Genomic DNA, 15,736 nt, shown 5'->3' on the forward strand with positions numbered 1-15,736 from the left:
AATGTTACGCGTCATTGCTATATATTCAGTACTGTAATTCTGATCTTTTTTTATTCATTTTGACATGTTTATTGTTTTTTTGGCTCTCCCGTCTTGCTTGCTTTGTTTGTTTTTTGAACGGTAAAAATATTTATTATTTAATTCTGATAATCCTTTAAATAAAAAACGCTTGTCTTTGGGTTTTTAATGGAAAATACTTCACCGCGCCTAAGGGATGTTATTTATTAACGTGTTGTTTGCTTCTTTTGAATGTTGCATCGGCAATTTCATAACTCGTCATATAATATATATCTACTAATATAAACATGGGGTATTGAGTATAACTCTGTGTGAATAGCGTAAAAATACTCACCAACTTTTAATAAGGATGAAAAATGAATACAGCAGTAAAAGCTGCGGTTGCTGCCGCACTGGTTATGGGTGTTTCCAGCTTTGCCAATGCTGCGGGCAGTAATACTGGTACGGTGACTTTTACCGGTACTATTGAAGATTCACCGTGTTCAATCGTGGTTGGCGACGAACACCAGACCGTTAACCTGGGCCATATCGGTACCGGTTCTCTGATGGGCGGTAAAGAATCTTCAAAAGTCGATTTCCATATCGGTCTGGAAAACTGCGCATTCACCACTGAGAAAGAAGCGTCTACCGTTTTCTCTGCCATCGGTAACGAATCCAGCGCTAATCCGGGCAGCGTTGCGCTGATGCGTATCGGCGGCGGCGAAATGGCGGGTTCCAGCATTGTTATCGGCAACCACCTGGGTTCCGCGATCAAATTGGGCGACGCTTACAGCGAAAACCTGACGATGAACGGCAGCGTTGCGGCGGCGAAACAGACTCTTAACTTCAAAGCCTGGGTGAAAGGCGATTCTGCTGCCACCACTATCGATACCGGCGAATTCAGCAGCACCGTAAACTTCACGATCAGCTATCTGTAAGTGAAATATCATCCTGCGGCAGTCTGCCGCAGGATGATGCTCAAAGTAAAAAAATAGATTATATATTTCAGGGATAGATTGTCTGATGGCTCACTATAAAAAATTTCGTCTGAGCACGCTTGCGGCCGTGGTGGGTATTGTTCTGGCTGTCGGTCCGGAAAATAGCTACGCGGAAGCGCCCATTCAATTTAATACCCGATTTCTTGATGTTAAAGATGATGCCAGCCTGGATCTCTCCCGTTTTTCCCGTAAAGGCTACATTATGCCGGGGAGCTATCATCTCCAGGTGCTGGTCAATCAGAGTCAAATTGTCCAGGATAATGTTATTACGTATTCCGTTGATAATAACGATCCTGATAACACCTATCCCTGTTTATCGCCTGAACTGGTCTCGCTGCTGGGGTTAAAACCTGAAATAGCAGATAAAATGATCTGGATAAATGCCGGTCAGTGTCTGCAACCAGATCAACTGGAAGGGATGGAAACCCAAACGGATTTAAGCCAGTCAACGCTGACGGTGATTATTCCGCAGGCGTATCTGGAATACAGCGATGAAGAGTGGGATCCACCTTCCCGCTGGGATGAAGGGATTCCCGGCGTATTATTTGACTACAACGTTAACAGCCAGTGGCGACATGCTGAACATGATGACGGCGATGAATATGACATCAGCGGCAACGGCACGGTGGGTGCCAACCTCGGCGCGTGGCGTTTGCGCGCGGACTGGCAGGCTAACTATCGTCACGAAAATGACAGCGAAGATAAAGACAACTTTGGCTCCAGTTCCGAACAGAACTGGGACTGGAACCGCTATTACGCCTGGCGGGCGATCCCGCAGCTCCGGGCGCAGCTAACGCTGGGCGAAGGATCGCTGGAATCCGATATTTTCGACGGCTTTAACTATGTTGGCGGCAGCCTTATCACCGACGATCAGATGTTACCGCCTAATCTGCGCGGCTACGCCCCGGATATATCAGGCGTGGCGCGCACCAACGCCAAAGTCACCGTGACCCAGCGCGGGCGGGTGATTTATGAGTCGCAGGTCCCGGCTGGGCCGTTTCGCATTCAGGATATTAATGAAACGGTATCCGGCGATCTACACGTCAAAATTGAAGAACAAAGCGGTCAGGTGCAGGAATATGACGTCAGCACCGCCTCCATTCCGTTTCTGACCCGTCCCGGCCAGGTGCGCTACAAGTTGGCAGCCGGGCGACCGCAGGACTGGGATCACAATATGGAAGGCGGCTTTTTCACCTCAGCCGAAGCCTCCTGGGGGATCGCTAACGGCTGGTCGCTGTACGGCGGTGCCATCGGTGAGCAGGATTATCAGGCGCTGGCGTTAGGACTGGGGCGCGATCTGGCGCTGCTGGGCGCGTTTTCCGTCGATGTCACCCATTCCCGTGCGACGCTGCCAGAGGGTAGCGCCTACGGCGACGGCACCATTCAGGGTAACTCGTTCCGTGCCAGCTACGCTAAAGATTTTGATGATATAGACAGCCGTCTGACGTTTGCTGGTTATCGCTTTTCCGAAGAAAACTACATGACGATGGACGAGTTTATCGATACGCATAATGACGATAACGATCGTCAGCGCACCGGCCACGATAAAGAGATGTATACCCTGACGTACAGCCAGAACTTTTCGGCAATAAACGTCAACGCCTATATCAACTACACCCATCGCACCTACTGGAATCAACCTAACCAGGACAGCTATAACCTGACGCTGTCGCACTATTTCGATGTCGGTGAGGTGCGCGGGATCAGTCTGTCGGTGAACGGTTTTCGCAACGAATATGACAATGAGCGTGATGACGGCGTGTACGTCTCGCTCAGTATTCCGTGGGGCAACAACCGCACGCTGAGCTACAACGGCTCCTTTAGCGATGACAACAACAGCAATCAGGTCGGCTATTACGAGCGCATTGACGATCGCAATAACTACCAGATCAACGCTGGTCGCGCGGATAACGGTGCGACTCTCGACGGCTACTACCGTTATCAAGCGAGCTATGCCGACATTGACGTCAGTGCGAACTATCAGGAAGGCGACTATACCTCCGGCGGACTGAACATCCAGGGCGGCGCGACGCTGACTGCTAAAGGCGGGGCGTTGCACCGCACCAGCGTCAACGGCGGCTCGCGGCTGCTGGTGGATGTCGGCGATGAAGCGAACGTACCCATCTCCGGCTACAGCACGCCGGTATATACCAACGCGTTTGGTAAAGCCGTCATTGTCGACGTCAACGACTACTACCGCAACCAGGTGAAAATCGACATTACCCAGTTGCCGGAAGACGCGGAAGCAATCCTCTCCATCGCTCAGGCGACCCTGACGGAAGGGGCGATCGGTTATCGCCGCATGGAGGTGCTCAGCGGTAAAAAAGCCATGGCCAGTATCCGCCTGCGCGATGGCGGCACGCCGCCCTTCGGCGCAGAGGTTTACAACAGTCGCCAGCAACAGTTAGGGATCGTAGGTGAAGACGGCAGCGTTTATCTGATCGGCATTAACCCCGGCGAGCGGTTGCAGGTGACATGGGAAGGTAAAACGCAGTGTGAAGCGACGTTGCCCGATCCGCTGCCGGGCGATCTGTTTAGCGGCCTGTTGCTGCCGTGCATCGGCGACGCTTCATCACCTGAGGCAACGCAGCCCGAAGAGAAACCATTACTCCAGCTTCATACGCAGCGGCGGACGTCTTCGACGCAACCCGAAGCGCTCTCTTCTCGTTATCCAACACATTGATTCAGGAAACCGCATTCATGATGTCATTAAAACGTTATAACCTGGCCGCTGTTTTGCTGCTTTTGCTGGGCGGCTACGGTAGCGCCCAGGCCGCCATCGCGCCCGATCGCACCCGCCTGGTGTTTCGCGGCGAAGATAAATCGATAAGCGTCGATCTGAAAAACGCCAACAGCAAACTGCCCTATCTGGCGCAGTCCTGGGTGGAAGATGAGAAGGGCGTCAAAATCACCTCGCCTTTAATCGTCGTCCCACCGGTCCAGCGCATTGAGCCGTCGGCAATCGGACAGGTCAAAATTCAGGGGATGCCGGCGCTGGCGTCGCTCCCCCAGGATCGGGAAACCCTTTTTTATTACAACGTGCGCGAAATTCCGCCGCAAAGCGACAAGCCCAATACGCTGCAAATCGCCCTGCAAACGCGCATCAAAGTTTTTTACCGCCCGCAGGCGCTATCGAAAATCGATATGCAGCATCCCTGGCAATACAAGATCACCCTTCAGCGTCAGGGCAATGGCTATCAGGTGAGCAACACAACCGGCTACTACGTGGTGTTAAGCAACGCCAGCAACCGCATGGACGGCACACCAGCCAGAGGCTTTAGCCCTTTAGTGATTGCACCAAAAAGCAACGTGACGCTGGGAGGGGACGCCAGTGAATTAGGTCACTCGCCTGTGCTGACTTACGTCAACGATTATGGCGCGCGGTTACCGCTGATTTTTAACTGTACTGACAACAGTTGTGCGGTAGATGAAGCAAAAAGCAGAAAGTCGTAACCGACAAGGAGACGCAAGATGAGGCAATGGCGGTTACGGCTGGGCACGGTAACGTGTGCGGCCATGCTGAGTGCGGTCAGTATGCCGCTGGCAGCGGGAAGTAAGACGGTCAACATGACGCTGACGATAGTCGTTAATGCCGCGCCGCCCTGTACTGTGACCGGCGGTGAGGTGGAATTTGGCAATGTGTTGACGACGAAAGTGGATGGGGTGAATTACCGGCAGGCGGTGGGCTATCGCCTGAGCTGTAACGGCAGAGTGAGCGATTACCTGAAGTTACAGATTCAGGGGAATGCGGTGACTATCAATGGCGAGTCGGTATTGCAAACCGATGTCGATGGATTGGGTATCCGTCTGCAAACCGCCACGGATGGCGCGCTGATTTCACCCGGCAATACGCAATGGTTGTCATTTCAATACAGCGGCGGCAGCGGTCCGGCCATTGAGGCGATTCCCGTCAAAAATAATGGCGTAACGTTAACAGGTGGCGCGTTTAACGCAGGCGCCACGTTGGTGGTGGATTACCAATGAAAAAAATAGTTTTGACGATGTTAATGGGGGGCAGCCTTGCCGCACAGGCAGCCGATAATCTTAAGTTTCACGGCACATTAATTTCACCGCCGAATTGTACGATTAACAATGATCAGACGATCGACGTTAAGTTCGGTAACCTGCTGATTAATAAAATAGATGGTACGCGTTATGCGCAGAATGTTCCGTATGAGATCACCTGTGATTCAACGGTGCGCGATGAGACGATGGCGATGACCCTGACGCTAAGCGGTTCCGTGAGTGATTTTAATCCGGCGGCGGTAAACACCAGCGTGGCGGGGCTGGGGATTGAACTCAGGCAGAACGACCAACCCTTTACGTTGGGGTCCACCATTACGGTGAATGAACAATCGATACCTGTTCTGAAAGCCATACCGGTTAAAAAGAGCGGTGCTTCGCTGAAAGAAGGCGGCTTCGATGCGACGGCAACATTACAGGTGGATTATCAGTAATGGCTAAAAGACAGGCGTTATTACACGGCGCGGCCTGCATCCTCTGTGGGGCGCTGATATTGCCGGTCTCAGCGGCAGATAACCTGCATTTTTCCGGTAGCCTGGTGGCCAGTCCTTGCACGCTCACGATGCAGGGGACGGGGATTGCCGAAGTCGATTTTTCGTCGCTTGACAGTTCTGATTTCACTCCCGACGGCCAGTCTGCTCGTAAGCCTTTGGTGTTTGAACTCACGGATTGCGATTCGGCGCTGAGTAACGGGGTGCAGGTGACTTTCACTGGAACCGAAGCGACCGGAATGCGCGGTATCCTGGCCATCGATAGCTATTCAGGCGCTTCCGGGATCGGGATTGGTATTGAAACGCTATCCGGCGTTCCCGTGGGCATGAACGATAAAGAGGGTGCGATATTTACGCTGGTGACGGGGAAAAATACGCTAAACCTGAATGCCTGGGTACAACGTCTTCCCGGCGAGGACCTGATTCCGGGAAGGTTCTCTGCAAGTGCGCTAGCCACATTTGAGTATTTATAATGAAAATAATACGGACTTTATTTTTGCTGCTGATTGCCGTTTATGGCAGTTCGGTAGTGGCCAAACCCATGCTGAAAGCGACGTTTTCAAGCACCACGATGTATTATGGTATTGGCCCTAATAGCGACAAATCTATTGTGGCGGAGGTGACGATAGCGACTCCGGAGGGAGTGTACTATGGCTCCTGGAACCTTTCGGGACATCGTAAAGGAGAAACGCTAACCGCAGACTCCTGGTCTGGGCCAGAACCTGCGCCGAAGGTTGTATTGAAGGATTTTGATAACACTGTTTCGCGATCTGCGTGCAAGAATCTTCCCTCGAACTGGAGGGGGTGTGGTTCTTTTACCCTGGAGATTACGGTACAAAGCGATGATTATGGTTGCCCCTGGCTGGCGTCGAGCCATATCGTTGCTACCACTTTTATCACTAACGAAACGTATTCCCCGCCGGATACGCGCAGTTCAGTTTGCCCGAAAGTTCCCGTTGATACTTTTGATATCTCCTGGGATGCGAACGTTTCGAAACAGAAAACAACCCTCATGCTTGATGCCACCGGTGGCACGGTGAATCGCACGTTACATACCTATTTGATGGAGGGGGGAAAACTGTGCGATGGCAGCAAATTTGACAACCGTGGCGCTTATTGCCGTTTTGTCTCATCGGGTATTACGCTCAATGTGCTGGGCTGCGACCAGTCGAGCGTCACGACCAGCGCCGTTGATCATCCGATAACCGATGTTGAGCTTCATGACATTAATGTAGCGGTGAACACCCGCAACATTGGCTCCGGGCAGTTCACGTCGACCTGTAGCTTCCAGTATATTATTGATGAGCTTTAGGGGGGCTGGGTGTTTGGCGAAGATTCACGCTAACCTGGTATGAACCAAAAAAAAACCGGGTGGCGGCTTCGCCTTACCCGGCCTACGTTGTTTCTGGACGTTCTCTTTTACAGTTTCGCAAACACCCGACGCGCGGCGTCAATAGTATTATTAATGTCGTCCATGCTGTGTGCGACCGACATAAAGCCCGCCTCAAACGCCGATGGCGCCAGATATACGCCTTCCTCCAGCATCAGGTGGAAGAAACGCTTAAAGCGTTCCACGTCGCACGCCATCACGTCCTGATAGCAGGTTACGCTCTCAGCGTCGGTGAAGAAAATCCCGAACATGCCGCCGACATGGTTGACGACCAGTGGGATCCCCGCCTCCTGCGCCGCTTCGCACAGCCCTTCCGCCAGGCGGGTGGTGAGCTCATCCAGCGTTTCATGAATGCCGGGCTGGGCGACTTCATTCAGGCAGGCGAAACCGGCCGCCATCGCAATCGGGTTGCCGGAAAGGGTGCCCGCCTGGTAAACCGGGCCCGTCGGCGCCAGCGCATCCATTACATCGCGACGACCGCCAAACGCGCCTACCGGCATCCCGCCGCCGATGATTTTACCCAGACAGGTCAGGTCCGGCACGACGCCGTAGTAATCCTGGGCTCCGGCCAGCGCTACGCGAAAACCGGTCATTACTTCGTCGATAATCAGCAGCGCGCCGAACTCATCGCACAAGGCGCGCAGACCTGGCAGAAATTCCGGCAGCGGCGGGACGCAGTTCATATTGCCCGCCACGGGTTCGACGATGATACTGGCGATTTCCTGCGGATATTGTTCAAATGCCGCGCGCACTGACGTCAGATCGTTATAAGTGCAGGTCAGCGTATGTTTCGCGAAATCTGCCGGCACGCCCGGCGAGTTCGGCTGACCGAGCGTCAGCGCGCCAGAACCGGCTTTGACCAGCAGACAGTCTGCGTGGCCGTGGTAGCAGCCTTCGAATTTGATAATCTTATCGCGGCCAGTAAAACCACGCGCCAGGCGAATAGCGCTCATCGTCGCTTCGGTGCCGGAGTTCACCATGCGCACCATGTCCATGGTCGGCACCAGGTTGGTGACCAGTTCCGCCATTTTCACTTCCATTTCGGTTGGCGCGCCGAAGCTTAAACCGCGCTCCGCAGCTTCGATCACCGCATTGCGGATAGCCGGATGGTTATGCCCCAGTACCATTGGTCCCCAGGAACCGACATAGTCGATATACGCTTTGCCATCGACATCATAAAGATAAGCGCCGTCCGCTTTTTCGATAAACAGCGGGGTGCCGCCCACGCCAGTGAAGGCGCGAACAGGGGAGTTCACGCCGCCGGGGATCAGCTCGCGGGCCGCGCTATAGAGATTTTCAGACTTACTCATGGAAAGATTCCTGGTTCGTAGAAAAAGTGAATACCCGCTATTCTAAGTTATTCAGAGAAGGTTATGAAAGTTTTACGCATTTGAAACAATACGATTTGCAGGGGATTTTCGCGGCGTTGGCGAGTAGAATGCCGACTTTAGATTTGTATTACCAATTAATGATCTTCTGATGAAAACAGACACTTCCACCTTTTTAGCTCAGCAAATTGTGCGTTTACGGCGCAGAGATCAGATTCGCCGGTTAATGCAGCGGGATAAAACGCCGCTGGCCATCCTGTTCATGGCGGCCGTTGTCGGCACGCTTACCGGACTGGTTGGCGTCGCCTTTGAAAAGGCGGTTTCCTGGGTACAAAACATGCGCATTGGCGCGCTGGTTCAGGTCGCGGACCATGCGTTTTTGCTTTGGCCGCTGGCCTTTATCCTTTCGGCGTTACTGGCGATGGTCGGCTACTTTTTGGTGCGAAAATTTGCGCCGGAAGCCGGCGGCTCGGGTATCCCGGAAATTGAAGGTGCGCTGGAGGAGTTACGTCCGGTGCGCTGGTGGCGCGTGTTGCCGGTGAAGTTTATCGGCGGGATGGGAACGTTGGGCGCAGGAATGGTATTAGGGCGCGAAGGGCCAACGGTGCAAATCGGGGGCAACCTGGGGCGCATGGTGCTGGATGTTTTTCGTATGCGCAGCGCCGAAGCGCGGCATACGTTGCTGGCGACCGGCGCGGCGGCGGGGCTCTCTGCGGCGTTTAACGCGCCGCTGGCGGGTATCCTGTTTATTATTGAAGAGATGCGCCCGCAGTTTCGCTACAACCTGATTTCGATTAAAGCGGTGTTTACCGGCGTCATCATGTCGAGCATTGTGTTCCGCATATTTAACGGCGAAGCGCCGATTATTGAAGTCGGCAAACTGTCTGATGCGCCGGTTAACACGCTGTGGTTATACCTTATCCTCGGTATTATTTTTGGCTGCGTCGGGCCGGTATTTAATTCGCTGGTGCTGCGTACCCAGGATATGTTTCAGCGCTTTCATGGCGGCGAAATTAAAAAATGGGTGCTTATGGGCGGCGCGATCGGCGGCCTGTGCGGTATTCTGGGGTTGATTGAGCCGGCCGCGGCAGGCGGCGGATTTAACCTTATTCCTATCGCCGCGGCAGGTAATTTTAGCGTCGGGCTACTGCTGTTCATCTTTATTACCCGGGTTGTCACGACGCTGCTTTGCTTTTCTTCCGGCGCGCCGGGGGGCATTTTCGCCCCGATGCTGGCGCTGGGAACGCTGCTTGGTACGGCCTTCGGTATGGCGGCGGCAGTGCTTTTCCCGCAGTATCACCTGGAGGCCGGTACCTTTGCGATTGCCGGGATGGGGGCGCTGATGGCGGCGTCGGTGCGCGCCCCGTTGACAGGGATTGTGCTGGTGCTGGAGATGACCGATAACTATCAGCTCATTTTGCCAATGATTATCACCTGTCTTGGCGCGACACTATTAGCCCAGTTTTTGGGCGGGAAACCGTTATACTCAACCATCCTGGCGCGCACTCTGGCGAAGCAGGATGCGGAACAGGCGGAGAAAAACCAGAATGCGCCTGCGGACGAGAATACTTGAACGAATTACCAGGGTATTAGATAATGACTGCCAATATTGGGTGAAAATTTATCCAATTACCGATGTCGTTTGGAGCAAAATATGAGTGATGACGTAGCGCTGCCGCTGCAGTTTACCGACGCAGCAGCGAATAAAGTAAAAAGTCTTATCGCTGACGAAGATAACCCGAATCTGAAACTGCGCGTGTATATCACCGGCGGTGGTTGCAGCGGCTTCCAGTATGGTTTTACCTTTGACGATCAGGTGAACGAAGGGGATATGACCATCGAAAAACAGGGCGTTGGCCTGGTGGTTGACCCGATGAGTTTGCAGTATCTGGTGGGTGGTTCGGTAGATTATACCGAAGGTCTGGAAGGTTCCCGCTTCATTGTAACCAACCCGAATGCGAAAAGTACCTGCGGGTGTGGCTCTTCCTTCAGCATTTGATTGCTGTTCGTTGTGCCGGATGGCGACGCGAGCGTCTTATCCGGCCTACAGGAAAGATGTTCCAGGCCCGATAAGCGTAGCGCCATCGGGCAAAACAATATCAACGTCCGTTTTCATCCAGGGCAAACGTCGGCAATTTCAAATGCCAGCGAATGGCCGCCAGCCGAATGAACAGCGTGACCACCATACCCATCATGCTGGCGCTTTCCAGCGGTACTGAAAACGTATAAAACGCGGTGGCGTGAACAATCCCGCCGATAATACAGGCCGTGGCATAGATTTCGGTGCGTAGGATCATGGGGATCTCGCGTGCCAGAACATCGCGAATAATCCCGCCGCCGACGCCGGTAATCACGCCCATACAGACAGCCACTAATGGCCCCGTTTCAGCGAGGAAGGCTTTATTCACCCCAATGCCGACAAACACCGCCAGCCCGACCGCATCCAGTACCGGCAACATCCATTTCGGTAGACGTCTTGGCTGGCGAACCAGTAGGATGGTCAGCATACTGGTGACCATGGCGACGACCAGGTCGGTAGGATCTTTAACCCAGAATACCGGGCCGTTATCCAGCGCCATATCGCGGATTGTCCCGCCGCCGACGGCAGTAACGACGCCGAGCACCAGGACGCCGAACGGGTCCATACGTAATTTCCCGGCCAGCAACACGCCAGAGATAGCAAATACAGCCGTGCCTACAATATCCAGCCAATAGACGAGCATTGTCGAATCCCCACTGGGAGCCTGGTAAGACAGGCTCTAATTCACCTGTGAAAGCGCATTACAGAGTTGTTTTGCGGCGAGGATAATACGCGGGCTTGCGCGTTCAAACCAGTCGCTGTTAAGCGGAATAACCGGAATTTTTAACAGGTTTCCCCAGTATTGTTCAATTTTGAGAATTTCGCCCGCTTTTCCGGCCACGATAATGGCCTGGGGATGCCTTGCCAGCACCTGCTCACGGCTGACTTGCGGCCACGGCACGCGGCTGTCAGCAAAGACGTTTTCTCCGCCGCAGGTCGTCAAAACCTGATGTTGAATAGACCCTTTACCACTGGTAAACAGAGGATTCATGCCAAACTGAAGAAAGACGCGCTTTTTAGCTTTACCGGCATACTCGGCGTTGAGCGCGGCGTACTCGTTTAGCAATGTCTGCGCTGCCTGCTGAGCCTTTTCCGGCTGCGGGCTCCAGGCGGCCAGTTGACGGAGCGTGTCGGCGATCTGTTCGATGGTTACCGCGTCCACCCACATGACCTTAATACCTAATGACGTCAGTTGGTTTACCTGGCGTTCCGCATTACCGCCGCGCCAGGCGACGACCAGATCCGGCTTCAGCGCCACAATGCGTTCCAGATTCATTCCCTGCCAGGTAGAGACTTGTTCTATTTTTTGCGCTTCGGGCGGGTAGTCGGAATAGCTGCTGACGCCAACGGGCGTAATCCCGGCGGCAAAAGCGAGCTCCGTATTGGCGGGAGAGAGGGTAATGACGCGCGGCGCAGCGTAAAGCCACACCGGGAGCGTAAGCAGCAGGGCGACCAGCGCCCTGAACATTTGCTTAGCCATGCGCCAGTTTCTGTACCAGCGTTTCGACCATCAGAGTCGACTGTTTCGCCGCCACCGCGAGGAATTCGTCAAAGCTGAGGTGCGATTGCTGATCGGCCACGTCAGAAATAGCGCGAACCACCACGAACGGCACGTTGAAGTTATGGCAGACGTGGGCGATAGCGGTGGCTTCCATCTCTACGGCGACCGCGTCGGGGAAGTTATGCCGGATTTTCGCCAGCCCGACGGAACCGTTAATAAACGCGTCGCCGCTAACAATAAGGCCGCGTACCGCGTTCAGATTCAGCTCTCTGATGCAGGATTCCGCGGCGGCGATCAGTTTGTCATCGGCCTTAAATCCGGCCGGACAGCCCGGTAATTGCCCGTATTCATAGCCGAAAGCGGTCACATCAGCGTCGTGGTAACGCGCTTCGTCAGAGACGACGATATCGCCGACCTTCAGCGTGGACGCCAGACCGCCTGCGGAACCGGTATTGATGATCACGTCCGGCTTGCAGTGCTCCAGAAGCAACGTTGCGCCCAGCGCCGCCGCGACTTTACCGATACCGGATTTCAGCAACGCCACTTCGGTGCCGTTCAACTGGCCAGTGTAAATTTCGCAGCCGCCCAGCGTAATCGTCTGACGGTTGTCAATTTTGTCACGCAGCAGCGTAACTTCTTCTTCCATTGCGCCAATGATGCCGATTTTCATAGATTTACTCGCGATAAGTCAGTTTTGGGGGCATAGTTTATCATGCGCTTATGGGGAAGCGCATTTCTCAGGCGGGGAGAGGATATGGCATCGATCGATTTCCGAAATAAAATTAACTGGCATCGTCGTTATCGTTCACCGCAGGGTGTAAAGACGGAGCATGAGATCCTGCGGATTTTTGAAAGCGATCGCGGGCGGATTATCAACTCTCCGGCTATACGCCGTTTGCAGCAAAAAACGCAGGTTTTCCCGCTGGAGCGCAATGCCGCGGTGCGTACTCGCCTGACGCATTCGATGGAGGTGCAGCAGGTAGGGCGTTATATCGCGAAAGAGATTTTAAGCCGTCTGAAAGAGCAAGACCGACTGGAGGAGTACGGCCTGGACGCGCTGACCGGTCCCTTTGAAAGTATTGTGGAAATGGCCTGCCTGATGCACGACATCGGTAATCCGCCGTTCGGTCATTTTGGCGAGGCGGCGATCAATGACTGGTTTCGTCAGCGGCTGCATCCGGAAGATGCGGAAAGTCAGCCGCTCACGCATGATCGCTGTGTGGTTTCCTCGCTACGGTTACAGGAAGGCGAAGAAAATCTGAACGATATTCGCCGCAAGGTACGTCAGGATATCTGCCATTTTGAAGGCAATGCACAGGGAATTCGTCTGGTACATACGCTCATGCGGATGAATCTTACCTGGGCGCAGGTCGGCGGAATTTTAAAATATACCCGTCCGGCATGGTGGCGAGGGCCGGTGCCGGATTCCCATCGCTATTTAATGAAGAAACCGGGCTATTATCTTTCTGAAGAGAAGTATATTGCGAGGTTACGTAAAGAACTGCAGTTAGCGCCTTACAGTCGCTTTCCATTAACGTGGATTATGGAAGCCGCAGATGATATTTCTTATTGTGTCGCCGATCTTGAAGACGCGGTAGAGAAAAGAATCTTTAGCGTTGAGCAGCTTTATCACCATTTATATCACGCGTGGTGCCACCATGAGAAGGATTCGCTGTTTGAGCTGGTGGTAGGAAATGCGTGGGAAAAATCACGCGCCAATACATTAAGCCGCAGTACCGAAGATCAGTTTTTTATGTATTTACGCGTAAATACATTAAATAAACTGGTGCCCTATGCCGCTCAGCGTTTTATTGATAATTTGCCGCAGATTTTTGCCGGTACCTTCAATCAGGCGTTACTGGAAGATGCCAGCGGTTTTAGCCGCCTGCTTGAACTCTATAAGAATGTGGCGGTTGAGCATGTGTTTAGCCATCCGGATGTAGAACAGCTTGAACTACAGGGATACCGGGTGATCAGCGGGTTATTAGATATCTATCAGCCGCTATTAAGCTTGTCGCTTAACGACTTTCGCGAGCTGGTGGAAAAAGAACGGTTGAAACGCTTCCCCATAGAATCGCGCTTATTTCAGAAACTTTCTACGCGCCATCGTTTGGCCTACGTGGAAGTCGTCAGTAAATTACCCACGGATTCGGCGGAGTACCCGGTACTGGAATATTATTATCGCTGTCGGTTGATTCAGGATTATATCAGCGGGATGACTGACCTTTACGCATGGGATGAATATCGGCGTTTGATGGCGGTCGAACAGTAAATGGACTTTTGTAAAGATGGACAATAAATTTTTACTTTTTCCAGAAACTTTATTCCGGAACTTCGCGTTATAAAATGAATCTGACGTACACAGCAATTTTGCGTTACCTGTTAATCGAGATTGAAACACATGAAAAAAACCACATTAGCAATGAGTGCACTGGCTCTGAGTTTAGGTTTGGCATTGTCGCCTCTGTCTGCCACGGCGGCTGAAACGTCCTCTTCAGCAATGACTGCCCAGCAGATGCCAAGCCTGGCACCGATGCTCGAAAAAGTGATGCCATCGGTGGTCAGTATTAATGTTGAAGGTAGCACCACGGTGAATACGCCGCGTATGCCGCGTAATTTCCAGCAGTTCTTTGGCGATGACTCCCCGTTCTGCCAGGACGGTTCTCCGTTCCAGAATTCTCCGTTCTGCCAGGGCGGCGGTAACGGCGGCAACGGCGGTCAACAACAGAAATTCATGGCGCTGGGCTCCGGCGTAATTATTGACGCCGCGAAGGGCTACGTCGTCACCAACAACCACGTGGTTGATAACGCCAGCGTGATTAAAGTACAGCTTAGCGATGGGCGTAAATTCGATGCTAAAGTGGTGGGCAAAGATCCGCGTTCTGATATCGCGCTGATTCAAATTCAGAATCCGAAGAACCTGACGGCGATTAAGCTGGCGGACTCCGACGCGCTGCGCGTGGGGGATTATACCGTCGCTATTGGTAACCCGTTTGGTCTGGGCGAAACGGTGACGTCAGGTATCGTTTCGGCGCTGGGGCGTAGCGGCCTGAACGTAGAAAATTACGAGAACTTTATTCAGACCGACGCCGCGATTAACCGTGGTAACTCCGGCGGCGCGCTGGTGAACCTGAACGGTGAGCTGATCGGTATTAACACCGCGATTCTGGCGCCGGACGGCGGCAACATCGGTATCGGCTTCGCTATCCCCAGTAACATGGTGAAAAACCTGACGTCGCAGATGGTGGAATACGGCCAGGTGAAACGCGGCGAACTGGGGATCATGGGGACTGAGCTGAATTCCGAATTGGCGAAAGCGATGAAAGTCGACGCCCAGCGAGGCGCGTTCGTCAGCCAGGTGATGCCGAATTCGTCCGCGGCGAAAGCGGGTATCAAAGCCGGGGATGTCATTACCTCGCTGAACGGTAAACCGATCAGCAGCTTTGCGGCGCTGCGCGCTCAGGTCGGCACTATGCCGGTCGGCAGCAAAATCAGCCTCGGTCTGCTGCGTGAAGGTAAAGCGATTACGGTGAATCTGGAACTGCAGCAGAGCAGCCAGAGTCAGGTTGATTCCAGCACCATCTTCAGCGGGATTGAAGGCGCTGAAATGAGCAATAAAGGCCAGGATAAAGGCGTTGTGGTGAGCAGCGTGAAAGCGAACTCACCCGCCGCGCAAATTGGCCTCAAAAAAGGCGATGTGATTATCGGCGCTAACCAGCAGCCGGTGAAAAATATCGCCGAGCTGCGTAAGATTCTCGACAGCAAGCCGTCGGTTCTGGCGCTGAATATTCAGCGTGGTGATAGTTCTATTTATTTGCTGATGCAGTAATCACCTTTGTCCCCCTTCCGCCATGGAAGGGGGCAACACTTTTCTGTGAAACCCCCCACAACTCCATACTTATTTGCACCGTTTTGTGCATTTGCACAA

The 15,736-nt window shown here is 53.3% G+C and carries 15 protein-coding genes and 10 other annotated features; of the genes, 11 read left to right on the forward strand and 4 right to left on the reverse strand.

The genetic code is table 11. The features are described 5' to 3' along the window. The first annotated feature begins 363 nt into the window (after nucleotides 1-363). Nucleotides 364-369: a ribosome-binding site (putative RBS for stfA; RegulonDB:STMS1H000568), on the forward strand. The 7 genes from stfA to STM0201 all read left to right on the forward strand — a co-directional run bounded on the left by stfA (nucleotide 364) and on the right by STM0201 (nucleotide 6,821). Then, nucleotides 364-935 (forward strand): putative fimbrial subunit gene (gene stfA, locus STM0195; RefSeq protein ID NP_459200.1). Within the gene, nucleotides 375-935 belong to an annotated coding region; the region does not span the whole gene. (Overlaps the previous feature by 6 nt.) Before the next feature lie 68 nt (nucleotides 936-1,003). Beyond that, nucleotides 1,004-1,009 (forward strand) — a ribosome-binding site (putative RBS for stfC; RegulonDB:STMS1H000569). Beyond that, nucleotides 1,004-3,678 (forward strand): putative fimbrial outer membrane usher gene (gene stfC / locus STM0196; protein ID NP_459201.1). Within the gene, nucleotides 1,021-3,678 belong to an annotated coding region; the region does not span the whole gene. Its footprint overlaps the feature before it by 6 nt. Nucleotides 3,679-3,680: 2 nt before the next feature. After that, nucleotides 3,681-3,686: a ribosome-binding site (putative RBS for stfD; RegulonDB:STMS1H000570), on the forward strand. Next, the gene (stfD, locus tag STM0197) for a putative periplasmic fimbrial chaperone (protein NP_459202.1) occupies nucleotides 3,681-4,448 on the forward strand. Within the gene, nucleotides 3,696-4,448 belong to an annotated coding region; the region does not span the whole gene. (Overlaps the previous feature by 6 nt.) Before the next feature lie 5 nt (nucleotides 4,449-4,453). Continuing rightward, nucleotides 4,454-4,459, forward strand: a ribosome-binding site (putative RBS for stfE; RegulonDB:STMS1H000571). Then, nucleotides 4,454-4,979, forward strand: a protein-coding gene (gene stfE / locus STM0198; protein ID NP_459203.1) for a putative minor fimbrial subunit. Within the gene, nucleotides 4,467-4,979 belong to an annotated coding region; the region does not span the whole gene. (Overlaps the previous feature by 6 nt.) Next, nucleotides 4,962-4,967, forward strand: a ribosome-binding site (putative RBS for stfF; RegulonDB:STMS1H000572). Its footprint overlaps the gene before it by 6 nt. Beyond that, nucleotides 4,962-5,452 (forward strand): putative minor fimbrial subunit gene (gene stfF / locus STM0199; RefSeq protein NP_459204.1). Within the gene, nucleotides 4,976-5,452 belong to an annotated coding region; the region does not span the whole gene. The genes stfE and stfF overlap by 18 nt, the downstream gene beginning before the upstream one ends. Then, nucleotides 5,435-5,440, forward strand: a ribosome-binding site (putative RBS for stfG; RegulonDB:STMS1H000573). It overlaps the preceding gene by 6 nt. Then, the gene (gene stfG / locus STM0200) for a putative minor fimbrial subunit (protein ID NP_459205.1) occupies nucleotides 5,435-5,982 on the forward strand. Within the gene, nucleotides 5,452-5,982 belong to an annotated coding region; the region does not span the whole gene. The genes stfF and stfG overlap by 18 nt, the downstream gene beginning before the upstream one ends. Continuing rightward, nucleotides 5,982-6,821 (forward strand): putative outer membrane protein, encoded by an 840-nt coding sequence (locus STM0201; protein ID NP_459206.1) that lies wholly within the window; start codon nucleotides 5,982-5,984, stop codon nucleotides 6,819-6,821. The genes stfG and STM0201 overlap by 1 nt, the downstream gene beginning before the upstream one ends. A gap of 107 nt (nucleotides 6,822-6,928) precedes the next feature. Here STM0201 and hemL read toward each other — a convergent pair. After that, nucleotides 6,929-8,222 (reverse strand): aminomutase gene (gene hemL / locus STM0202; protein ID NP_459207.1). Within the gene, nucleotides 6,929-8,209 belong to an annotated coding region; the region does not span the whole gene. Further along, nucleotides 8,217-8,222: a ribosome-binding site (putative RBS for hemL; RegulonDB:STMS1H000574), on the reverse strand. Its footprint overlaps the gene before it by 6 nt. Before the next feature lie 156 nt (nucleotides 8,223-8,378). Between hemL and yadQ the strand changes: the two genes are divergently transcribed. Further along, nucleotides 8,379-9,800, forward strand: a complete 1,422-nt coding sequence (gene yadQ / locus STM0203; RefSeq protein ID NP_459208.1) for a putative ClC family chlorine transport protein — start codon at nucleotides 8,379-8,381, stop codon at nucleotides 9,798-9,800. Nucleotides 9,801-9,836: 36 nt separating this feature from the next. Then, complete coding sequence (gene yadR / locus STM0204; protein NP_459209.3) at nucleotides 9,837-10,226, forward strand: putative HesB-like domain protein; 390 nt, start codon at nucleotides 9,837-9,839, stop codon at nucleotides 10,224-10,226. Between the two features lie 100 nt (nucleotides 10,227-10,326). Here the strand turns inward: yadR and yadS are convergent. From yadS to pfs, 3 genes are all read right to left on the reverse strand, one after another. Beyond that, the gene (gene yadS / locus STM0205; protein NP_459210.1) for a putative inner membrane protein occupies nucleotides 10,327-10,964 on the reverse strand. Within the gene, nucleotides 10,327-10,950 belong to an annotated coding region; the region does not span the whole gene. Then, nucleotides 10,959-10,964 (reverse strand) — a ribosome-binding site (putative RBS for yadS; RegulonDB:STMS1H000575). It overlaps the preceding gene by 6 nt. A gap of 22 nt (nucleotides 10,965-10,986) precedes the next feature. Continuing rightward, nucleotides 10,987-11,794 (reverse strand): putative cobalamin periplasmic binding protein gene (gene btuF / locus STM0206; RefSeq protein ID NP_459211.1). Within the gene, nucleotides 10,987-11,787 belong to an annotated coding region; the region does not span the whole gene. Beyond that, a complete protein-coding gene (gene pfs / locus STM0207) occupies nucleotides 11,780-12,478 on the reverse strand; it encodes a 5'-methylthioadenosine/S-adenosylhomocysteine nucleosidase (protein ID NP_459212.1) in 699 nt (232 codons plus the stop codon). Before pfs ends, btuF begins: the two co-directional genes overlap by 15 nt. Then, nucleotides 11,789-11,794, reverse strand: a ribosome-binding site (putative RBS for btuF; RegulonDB:STMS1H000576). (Overlaps the previous gene by 6 nt.) Nucleotides 12,479-12,556: 78 nt before the next feature. Next, nucleotides 12,557-12,562, forward strand: a ribosome-binding site (putative RBS for dgt; RegulonDB:STMS1H000577). Between pfs and dgt the strand changes: the two genes are divergently transcribed. Together dgt and htrA are read left to right on the forward strand one after the other, a co-directional pair. Further along, nucleotides 12,557-14,080 (forward strand): deoxyguanosine triphosphate triphosphohydrolase gene (dgt, locus tag STM0208; protein NP_459213.1). Within the gene, nucleotides 12,563-14,080 belong to an annotated coding region; the region does not span the whole gene. It overlaps the preceding feature by 6 nt. Nucleotides 14,081-14,209: 129 nt before the next feature. After that, a complete protein-coding gene (gene htrA / locus STM0209) occupies nucleotides 14,210-15,637 on the forward strand; it encodes a periplasmic serine protease Do, heat shock protein (RefSeq protein NP_459214.1) in 1,428 nt (475 codons plus the stop codon). The last annotated feature ends 99 nt before the right edge of the window (nucleotides 15,638-15,736 follow it).

The organism is Salmonella enterica subsp. enterica serovar Typhimurium str. LT2, assembly GCF_000006945.2.
In the GTDB taxonomy this organism is placed as follows: domain Bacteria; phylum Pseudomonadota; class Gammaproteobacteria; order Enterobacterales; family Enterobacteriaceae; genus Salmonella; species Salmonella enterica.